Annotated in this window: 6 protein-coding genes; 3 read left to right on the top strand and 3 right to left on the bottom strand. The window is 45.0% G+C overall.

The features are described from left to right. Positions 1-805 precede the first annotated feature (805 nt). Both gltB and ACFFGT_RS20015 read left to right on the top strand, forming a co-directional pair. Entirely contained in the window at positions 806-5,323 is a 4,518-nt protein-coding gene (gene gltB, locus ACFFGT_RS20020) for a glutamate synthase large subunit (RefSeq protein WP_377024288.1), read from the top strand. A 3-nt stretch (positions 5,324-5,326) separates the two neighbouring features. Then, a complete protein-coding gene (locus tag ACFFGT_RS20015; RefSeq protein ID WP_377024287.1) occupies positions 5,327-6,805 on the top strand; it encodes a glutamate synthase subunit beta in 1,479 nt (492 codons plus the stop codon). Positions 6,806-6,965: 160 nt separating this feature from the next. Here ACFFGT_RS20015 and ACFFGT_RS20010 read toward each other — a convergent pair whose 3' ends face one another. The 3 genes from ACFFGT_RS20010 to ACFFGT_RS20000 all read right to left on the bottom strand — a co-directional run bounded on the left by ACFFGT_RS20010 (position 6,966) and on the right by ACFFGT_RS20000 (position 8,665). After that, positions 6,966-7,388 carry an SRPBCC family protein gene (locus ACFFGT_RS20010; protein ID WP_377024286.1) on the bottom strand — a complete coding sequence of 141 codons (423 nt, stop codon included), beginning with the start codon at positions 7,386-7,388 and terminating at the stop codon, positions 6,966-6,968. Further along, positions 7,385-7,723, bottom strand: coding sequence for an ArsR/SmtB family transcription factor (locus ACFFGT_RS20005; RefSeq protein WP_377024285.1), 339 nt, complete (start codon positions 7,721-7,723; stop codon positions 7,385-7,387). Before ACFFGT_RS20005 ends, ACFFGT_RS20010 begins: the two co-directional genes overlap by 4 nt. 195 nt (positions 7,724-7,918) lie before the next feature. After that, complete coding sequence (locus ACFFGT_RS20000) at positions 7,919-8,665, bottom strand: DUF5020 family protein (RefSeq protein WP_377024284.1); 747 nt, start codon at positions 8,663-8,665, stop codon at positions 7,919-7,921. Positions 8,666-8,826: 161 nt separating this feature from the next. Here ACFFGT_RS20000 and ACFFGT_RS19995 point away from each other — a divergent pair, with 161 nt between their 5' ends. Further along, entirely contained in the window at positions 8,827-9,999 is a 1,173-nt protein-coding gene (locus ACFFGT_RS19995; RefSeq protein WP_377024283.1) for a hypothetical protein, read from the top strand. The last annotated feature ends 15 nt before the right edge of the window (positions 10,000-10,014 follow it).

Here is a 10,014-nt window from a genome sequence, read left to right as displayed (position 1 = left end):
TAGACCAAAATAGTTAGAGCAGTCACCTCAATAGAAGGACTGCCCTAAACAGGCTAACATAAAGCCGCCTAAGACACAAAAATAAAAAAATAACTTTTGCATATCAACACAGAATCTAACGCGGCCCACGCGCAACATCCCTAAAATATATTTTACATGTCATCACGATTTTTTCCAGGGTTCCCCTGATGGTTCCTCGCAATGACCTGATGGATAGAATTTTTAATTTTATAAGCCCCTAATCTCTATCATGGGCGTTACCTGCGGCCCGGGCTGTACGCTCATACGCCTGCAGACATTACGCTCATTGGCCGGTATCCGCTTCCATCCCTAACGCTTTTTCTGAACCTTGATTTATAGGATTAACGAATTCACAGGATTGACCTGTTTACCCCTTCCTCTTTTCACGGCCATATTACAAAGCCAATCTCATAAACTACATATGCTCCACTATTAACCATGATCTATGAACCATCAACCATGATCTCTTCAAACAAGTTCTACCATCTATATAGGCAAAAGCAGCAAAATTTTATTTGGTTATAGCATAGTTTGCAGCTTTAATAAATGAATTAACGGAAGTTACTGCAACTTTATATTGATTCTAAATAAATTTTTTCGTACTTTCATTTTGCATATCATAATATTTAACTCTTTTTGTTGATATAATGTTAAATAATTATGATTTAAATAATTGATTTTTTAGAAATCTTTAAAAATTACCGTAAATTTTATAATTTATTTGAGTTTTGGTAACTTCGTGGTTACACCCCTTATAAAAATTATAAACGGTTTAATTTAAACAATGGATCAAACTGATAGCCACCAGGGTCTTTACAGACCGGAATTTGAACACGATTCGTGCGGAACGGGATTTATAGCCAATATAAACGGTCATAAAACCAACCAGATCATTGATAACGCGTTAACCATGCTCGAAAACATGGAACACCGTGGTGCGTGCGGATGCGACCCCGAAAGCGGGGACGGTGCGGGTATATTAATACAATTGCCCCATGAGTTTTTAATGGAAGAATGCTCAAACCTTGAAATCAGCCTGCCGGAACCCGGTGAGTATGGTGTAGGTATGATCTTCTTACCCAAAGATTCGGCCCAGAAAAAGGCCTGCCGTAATATTATTAACAACGCAATCGAAAAATTAGGTTTGCATAAACTGGGCGAGCGTAAACTTACAGTTGATTCATCAGTTATTGGTGAAACAGCCCGCCAGGCCGAACCTGATGTTGAGCAAATTTATATTGCCCGTCCGCATCATATTACTAATGCCGATGATTTTGAGCGTAAACTGTTCGTGCTCAGGAGGTATATCAATAAAACCATTACAGAAACCGTGGCCGGTGCTTCCGAAAATTTTTATTTTACATCACTAAGCTGTAAAACAATCATTTACAAAGGCCAGCTTACTACGTACCAGCTGCGCAAATACTATACCGATCTTTCTGATCCGCGTATTGCATCGGGCTTTGCCATGATCCACTCGCGTTTCTCAACCAATACTTTCCCTTCATGGAAACTGGCCCAGCCATTCCGCTTAATTGCACATAACGGCGAGATCAATACCTTAACAGGTAACTTAAACTGGTTTTATGCCGGCTTAAAATCATACGCTTCGTCATACTTTACTGCCGAAGAAATGGAAATGCTGCTGCCTGTGATTGATAATAACCAGTCGGACTCGGCCTGTTTGGATAATATTATCGAGATCCTGCTACACTCTGGCCGTTCATTACCGCACGTAATGATGATGCTGGTACCCGAGGCATGGGACGGCAACGAGGCCATGGATCCGCTTAAAAAAGCATTCTACGAATTTCACGCAACCCTGATGGAGCCTTGGGATGGCCCGGCAGCCATTACCTTTACCGATGGTAAACTGGTAGGCGCCCTGCTTGACCGTAACGGCCTCCGCCCATTGCGTTATGTGATCACCAACGACGGCCGTGCTATTGCAGCATCAGAAGCAGGTACTTTAGCTATCGACGAAAGTACCGTTTTACGCAAAGGCCGTTTACAGCCGGGTAAAATGCTATTGATCGACACTGAAAAAGGCCGCATCATTACTGATGAAGAGATTAAAAAACAAATTGCATCGCAACAGCCTTACGGCCGCTGGCTGGAAAACTATAAAATTAACCTGAGCGAGCTTACAGAGCCACGTTTGGCTTTCGCCAGCCTTTCTGAAGCTTCGGTATACCGTTACCAGCAGGTATTCGGCTACAGCCGTGAGGATATCGACACCATCATTAAGCCAATGGCGCTTGATGGCAAAGAACCGGTAGGCTCAATGGGTACAGATGTACCTTTGGCTATCCTATCTGACAAGCCTCAGCACCTGTCAAGCTACTTTAAACAATTCTTCGCACAGGTAACCAACCCGCCTATCGATCCAATTCGTGAGCGTTTGGTGATGAGCCTTGCTACCTTCATCGGTAACAACGGTAACCTGCTGGATGAAGATAAAATGCATTGTCATTGCGTGGTATTAAAACACCCGATATTAAAAAATCACCAGTTAGAAAAACTGCGTAGTATTGATACCGGCCTGTTCCACGCTAAAACACTGCAAACTTACTTTAAGGCCGATGGCCTGCCGGGCTCACTGGAAAAAGGTATTGCACGCCTTTGCCGTTACGCCGAAGATGCTGTTGATGACGGCTTCGAGGTATTGATCCTTTCGGATCGCGCGGTTGACTCTGAGCATGCCCCTATCCCTACCCTGTTGGCGGTATCTGCCGTACACCACCACCTGATCCGCAAGGGCCGCCGTGGCGCTGTAGGCCTGGTTGTTGAAACTGGTGATGCCTGGGAAGTACACCACTTTGCCTGCTTGCTGGCCTTCGGTGCTACTGCTATTAACCCATACCTGGCGCTTTCAACCATCGAAACGCTTAAGAACAATGGCAGCCTTGAAACCAGCTACGAGCTTAAAAAACTGCAAAACAACTACGTTAAATCTATTAACGATGGCTTGTTGAAGATCTTCTCAAAAATGGGAATCTCAACATTGCAGTCATACCACGGTGCTCAGGTATTTGAGATCCTTGGTCTGAACAAAACCGTTGTTGATAAATACTTCCATGGTGCGGTTACCCGTATAGGCGGTTTAGGCCTTGACGAAATTGCCCGCGAAGCACTTTGCAAACACAAAATGGGCTTTGAGGCCAAAGGTGCCGACAACCTGTTGCCCGAAGGAGGTATTTACCAGTGGAAACGCCGCGGCGAAGCCCACTTGTTTAACCCTACTACCGTTCACCTGTTGCAGCACGCTACCCGTAGTAACAACTACGAGGTGTACAAAAACTACGCTAAAGCGGTTAACGAGCAAACCGAAAAACATTTCACTATCCGTGGCCTGCTTGATTTTGCCCACCACCGTGAATCTATCAGCATTGACGAGGTTGAACCTGCCGAAAGCATTATGAAGCGTTTTGCTACAGGTGCTATGTCGTTCGGCTCTATCTCGCACGAGGCGCACAGCACCATGGCCATTGCCATGAACCGCATTGGCGGTAAAAGCAACACCGGCGAAGGCGGTGAGGACGAAATGCGTTACGACAAATTGCCAAACGGCGATTCGTTACGTTCAGCTATTAAACAGGTAGCATCAGGCCGTTTCGGGGTTACCTCAAACTACCTGACTAATGCCGATGAGTTACAGATAAAAATGGCGCAGGGTGCAAAACCTGGCGAAGGCGGTCAGCTGCCGGGTCACAAGGTTGACGACTGGATTGCTAAAACCCGTCACTCAACTCCGGGTGTAGGTTTGATCTCGCCTCCGCCGCACCACGATATTTACTCAATCGAAGATTTGGCACAGCTTATCTTCGACCTTAAAAATGCTAACCGTGCTGCCCGTATCAACGTTAAATTGGTATCAAAAGCAGGTGTAGGCACTATTGCAGCCGGTGTTGCCAAAGCACATGCCGATGTGATCCTGATTGCCGGATATGATGGTGGTACCGGTGCATCGCCAATAAGCTCCATCAAACATGCAGGCTTACCATGGGAGCTTGGCTTAACCGAGGCTCACCAAACACTGGTACGTAACAAACTGCGCAGCCGCGTAGTGCTGCAAACAGATGGTCAGCTGAAAACCGGTCGGGATTTGGCAATTGCAGCCCTGATGGGTGCCGAAGAATGGGGTGTAGCTACTGCTGCCCTTGTTGCAGGCGGCTGTATCATGATGCGTAAATGCCATTTGAACACCTGCCCTGTAGGTGTTGCTACCCAGGATCCTGAACTGCGTAAATTATTCTCAGGCAAACCTGAGCACGTTGTTAACCTGTTCCGCTTTATGGCCGAAGAGTTACGCGAGATCATGGCCGAGCTTGGTTTCCGCACTATTCATGAAATGGTTGGCCGCGTACAGTTCTTGAAAGTGAAAGATAACCTGCAAAGCTGGAAAGCCAAAAAGATCGACCTTAGCGGCATCCTGCACCCGGTTACCAATACCAAAGGCATGACCTTGTACAACAGCGAATCGCAGGATCATGGCATGGCCGATATCCTTGACTGGAAACTGTGGGAAACCGCTAAACCAGCTATTGAAGATAAAACCCCGGTATTTGCTTCATTCGATGTGATCAACGTTAACCGTACTATTGGTACCCTGTTATCAAACGAGATCTCGAAAGTGTATGGTTCAACTGGTTTACCTGATAATACTATCAATTACAAGTTCAAAGGTTCGGCTGGTCAAAGCTTTGCAGCTTTTGCTACCAAAGGCATTTCGTTTGAGCTGGAAGGCGAAGCTAACGACTACGTAGGTAAAGGCCTTTCAGGTGCTCAGATAGCAGTATACCAGGCAGCAAACGCAACCTTTACACCCGAAGAAAATATCATCATCGGTAACGTAGCCCTTTATGGCGCTACTTCAGGTGAGTTGTTCATCGGTGGTATGGCCGGCGAGCGTTTCGCGGTACGTAACTCGGGCGCTACAACTGTTGTTGAAGGTATAGGCGATCACGGTTGCGAGTACATGACCGGCGGCCGTGCGCTGATCCTTGGTCAAACAGGCCGCAACTTTGCAGCCGGTATGAGTGGTGGCATAGCCTGGGTTTATAACCCTGAAGGCAAATTTGCCGAAAACTGCAATACCGAAATGGTTGACCTTGATCCGCTAAGCGTACAGGACGAAGAGCAGATCCTTACCCTGCTGCGCAAGCACATCAGCCTGACAGGCAGCAAGCTTGCACAACAGATCCTGAATAACTGGGATGAAGCCTCAACGCAGTTTGTGAAGGTGTATCCAAGAGAGTATAAAAAAGTATTAGAGAAATTACAATATCAAACTATAGGCTAAGAAATGGGAAAACCTACAGGATTTCAGGAGTTTAATCGCGAACTTCCATCAAAAGTTCCGGCTGCTGAACGCGTTAAAAATTATAACGAATTTGTTAATTTATATACCGAAGAGAAGCTTAACCAGCAATCGGCAAGGTGTATGAATTGCGGTATCCCTTTCTGCCATTCGGGATGCCCGCTTGGTAATATCATCCCTGAGTTTAACGATGCCGTGTATCGTAAAAACTGGGAAGAGGCATACCACATATTATCATCAACCAATAACTTCCCCGAGTTTACAGGCCGCATCTGCCCTGCCCCATGCGAATCGGCATGTGTGTTAGGTATTAACAAGCCACCTGTTGCTATTGAGGAAATTGAGCGCCATATCATCGAGATTGCTTACGAGAAAAACCTCGTAAAGCCAACCGCTCCGCTTGTTAAAACAGGCAAAAAGGTAGCGGTTGTAGGTTCAGGCCCCGCAGGTCTTGCCGCAGCAGCTCAACTGGTAAAAGTTGGCCATACCGTTACCGTTTACGAACGTGACGACCGCGCAGGTGGTTTATTACGCTACGGTATCCCCGATTTTAAACTGGAAAAATGGGTTGTTGAACGCCGTGTTGCTGTAATGGAGAAAGATGGTGTTGTGTTCAAATACAACAGCGAGGTTGGTGTAAACGTGGCTGCCGATGAACTGGTACGTAACAACGATGCCGTGATTTTGGCAGGCGGTTCAACCATACCGCGTAACCTGCACATTCCCGGCAGGGAATTGAAAGGCATCCATTTTGCGATGGACTTCCTGAAACAGCAAAACAAACGCGTAAGCAATATTGATGTTACCGTTGAAGAAATCATAGCTACCGGTAAAGACGTAGTGGTAATTGGCGGTGGCGACACCGGATCGGACTGTGTGGGTACTTCAAACCGCCAGGGTGCTGCATCAATCAAACAATTTGAGGTAATGTTCCAGCCACCTGCCCAGCGTACACAGCACATGCCATGGCCTACTTACCCAATGGTGCTTAAAACCACGAGCTCGCACGAAGAAGGCGCCGACCGTTTCTGGGGTGTTAACACGTTAGAGTTTTTAGGTGATGAAGAAGGCAATCTGCGCGCACTGAAAGTGGTTGACGTGGAATGGGAACAGGATTTTATGGGCCGCCCGGTGAAATTCCATGTAGTTGAAGGTTCGGAACGTGAAATCCCTTGTCAGCGTGTATTCCTTGCTATGGGCTTTTTACACCCGCAGCATGATACTTTCATCAGCCAGCTGGGTGTTGATATTGACGAACGTAAAAACGTTAAGGCTAAAGAAGGCGTTTACCGCACCAACATAAGCAAGGTATTTACAGCCGGAGACATGCGCCGCGGACAATCATTGGTTGTTTGGGCCATATCAGAAGGCCGTGAAGCCGCCCGCAAGGTTGATGAGTTTTTAATGGGCCACTCTTTACTGGAAAGCAAAGATGGTGTTAACCAGTTTGAACAGGTGTTTTAGTGTTAATCCCTGGAGGTTAGAGATTATTAGCAGAGATCTCCTTATCATATTGTTTTAATTATGAAGCCGGGCAAATGCCCGGCTTTGTTTTTTTAATCTTAAAAGCAGTTAAAAAATATAAAAACCTCCTTTTAAGCAAAGCTTCTAATTATTACCGGTCTTATTTTTCCAAATATTCTTTAAGCGAAATCCCCGTAATATGTGTCCAGCCTGCAGCAAAATTTTCTTTTTTGAAGGCATCCAGCGGCGGGAAGGTTTCGAGGCCGCTGTGGGTAAGTACCAGTTTTGTACCCTCCCCTTCCGGAAAAAGTTCCCAGGTAACTTCCGATTCGCCTTCATAACCATCATAGCGCCAGGTATAGGCAATGGTTTTACCCTCATCAATTTTGGTTACCCGGCATAGATGAAGGTATTGCTTATTTTCGTCTCCCCCGATAAACTCAAATTCAAAACCTACTTCGGGTTTAAATTCGGCAAGGTCAAAATACCATTCTTTCATTTTTTCCCTAACGGTAATGACTTCCCATACTTTTTGGATGGGCGCTGCATAAATCCTTTCAATTACAAATGGTTGCGTACTCATAGTTTGTTGTTTTTATGGTTATCTGTGTTTTGTTCGTTGATCAAAAAACCGTCCAGGGCATCAAGTTTTTGCGTCCAGAACTGGCGGTATTGCTCCGCCCATTCGGTAACCTGTTTTAACTGCTTCAGATCGGCATGGCAATAGCGCTCCCGGCCCTGCTGTTTAATAACAAGCAAACCACATTGGGTCAATATCTTTATGTGCTTGGATACAGCAGGGCGACTGATATCAAAATTATCGGCCACGGCATTAAGGTTCATCTCGCGGTAAGCCAGCAGGTTAATAATCTCACGCCGGGTAGGATCCGCAATGGCCTGGAAAACATCTCTTCGCATAGTAAACAAACGGCCATATGAAACCGTTCGGTTACAAATATAAATGAAACCTTTTGGTTACGCAATAGATTTTTATTTTTTGTAGAGACGCATCACATGCGTCTCCGAATATACAAAGCCGATTTGCATTTCCGGCCTTTATGCGTGAGACACAATTATGCGTCTCTACGATTAAAACAGTAGGAAAATCAAGGTTCATAATTTAAACCTAACTGCCACAGTCGGATAATTTTGAAAAACATCCTCGGTAGTTACAACATGATAAAACATATTTAGCCTTGCGCCTATCCCAACTGTTTTATTGATATTGAACCACAGCTGCGGTTCGCCAAAAAAGGAGATCCGTTTACCGTGCAGATTTTGGGTGGCCTCATCTCCCTGGTTCTTATTAATGCTATACAATTCAAAATCGCCGTTAAACTCCAGCTTGTAATTAAAAAATCCTTTACCCCAGTAAAATGAAGCTAAAAAATCATTGCTTGGGCTTTTCAACAGGTTACGGGTATAGCTTAAACCCGCGCTGAAATAAGCCCTCTGCCATTGAAAGCCATAAACAGGCCCTGCAGAAAGTGCGTTGGTAATATAGTAACTGTATTGCCGCGGCTCGGTTACACCCAAACCGCCGCTGTATTGCAGGCTCAGGTAAACCTCGGGCTTCCACAGTTTAAAACTTTGCGATACCTGGATGTATGACTTACCTATGTTATCATTAGCACCCTGCATATCGGTTTGTACCTTTAAGAAGAAAGATCCGGGTTTGATTATTGACGAATCGTTAGCTTTTTTCATCGATTTAAAATATTCAAAGTACAGGGTAGGGAAATTTTTCGGGTTATGTGCGGGATCAACCGTATGCCTTAAATCGTAATGTAACTGCAGGTTTTGTGCGCTTGCCATTGTCCAAAAACAACATGCAACAATAATGATGAGCCTGGTTTTCATATCTGTGTTTATTGATATTTATTTTTTCTGCTGATTAAAAAACACTGTCTTTACAACCGTTTTGTAAATATCTTTGGACTAACTGGGGCCATGCGTAACCGGAGCGGAAATGTGGCGGAAATCTTCGTTCCGAAACACAAAAAATTAAAGATCAACACTTTATGACCGAACAGGATTTTTTAGTTTTTGCGGCATTATTTAAGGAGGCATACAAAAAATGCTTTGGCAATGTGCTGGATACACCTATGACAGAAACGGAAAGCCGTGTTTTCACCAACCATATCAATGAACTTACCGGGTTGAGCATTGGCTGGAAAAGTGTAAAAAACTACTCGTTCTTTGTATTGGACGGTAATTCGGTAAAGCAGGAAAATCCATCAACAGCTACGCTGGATACGCTGGCCCGCTATGTATTGGGCGCACCGTATACCAATGAAATTAAACGGAAAGACAACGAAAGCCATCACCCCTACTGGTTTTTGTACCGGAAGCAATTTCAACCCGCAGAAAAACCAACAGCCAAATCAAAGGCTTTCCCGGTTGCGGGAGTAGTTATTGCAATTATAACAGTGGCTTCACTTATACTATTTTTCATATTCCGTAGCGGCAAATCATCAAGCCAAACATTTACGGATAATTTTAGCAATGTCAGCGATCAGGCACTCGAAAACAATGGTTGGTTTGAACAGGCTAAAGACAATATCTACTGGAAAAGAAAAAACGAAAAACCAGACGCACTCACCTTATTTACGCTCGAGGGTGATAACTGGCCGGAGGCAGGCAGAAAACCGGGGATTAGCAACCTGCTGCTTCGCAGCATCCCTTCAGATTGTTTCACAGCCGAAATCCATCTTGATAATTTCATCCCGCACCAGGAGTGGCAGCAGGCCGGCATCCTGCTTTTAGAGGACACTACTTTCAATGGTAAAAGCATCCGGCTTTCATTGGCCTACAATGATTTTTTTGGCGGATATACCCGTCCGCACGAAATTTTGGTGCAAGCAATCACTTCGCTTGGCAACGGCTTTGGCAAACCCGAAGAGATAGCCCACCATGTTGTATTTTACCCCGATAGTGCAAATGGCCATCCCGGCTTATTCAAAAACCTGCAAAATACAGCGCTCAGGATCGAAAAACATGGCAGCCGGTTTCGTTTCCTGTATGCAGGGGGATCGATTGAAAACACTGCTTTTAAGGAAGTTATAAGCCAGGACATTGATATGCATCCCCGCTATATCGGTTTGTTTGCCATAAAGGGCTTTAAAAAAGAAAGTGCCGATATTCCTGTCTGCTTTAAGTTTTTTCAGTTGTTCAGTACCGATTGCAACAGGTAGCTGCACCTGTGCTAT

Source organism: Mucilaginibacter angelicae, from assembly GCF_042434235.1.
GTDB lineage: Bacteria > Bacteroidota > Bacteroidia > Sphingobacteriales > Sphingobacteriaceae > Mucilaginibacter > Mucilaginibacter angelicae.
The sequence above is the reverse complement of the archived record's forward strand: the minus strand, read 5'-3'. Positions and strand labels throughout refer to the sequence as shown.

Excerpts from the sequence above, each read along its gene's own strand:
- ACFFGT_RS19995 (WP_377024283.1), top strand. The coding sequence starts at position 8,827 with ATGACCGAACAGGATTTTTTAGTTTTTGCGGCATTATTTAAGGAGGCA.
- ACFFGT_RS20000 (WP_377024284.1), bottom strand. The coding sequence starts at position 8,665 with ATGAAAACCAGGCTCATCATTATTGTTGCATGTTGTTTTTGGACAATG.
- ACFFGT_RS20005 (WP_377024285.1), bottom strand. The coding sequence starts at position 7,723 with ATGCGAAGAGATGTTTTCCAGGCCATTGCGGATCCTACCCGGCGTGAG.
- gltB (WP_377024288.1), top strand. The coding sequence starts at position 806 with ATGGATCAAACTGATAGCCACCAGGGTCTTTACAGACCGGAATTTGAA.
- ACFFGT_RS20015 (WP_377024287.1), top strand. The coding sequence starts at position 5,327 with ATGGGAAAACCTACAGGATTTCAGGAGTTTAATCGCGAACTTCCATCA.
- ACFFGT_RS20010 (WP_377024286.1), bottom strand. The coding sequence starts at position 7,388 with ATGAGTACGCAACCATTTGTAATTGAAAGGATTTATGCAGCGCCCATC.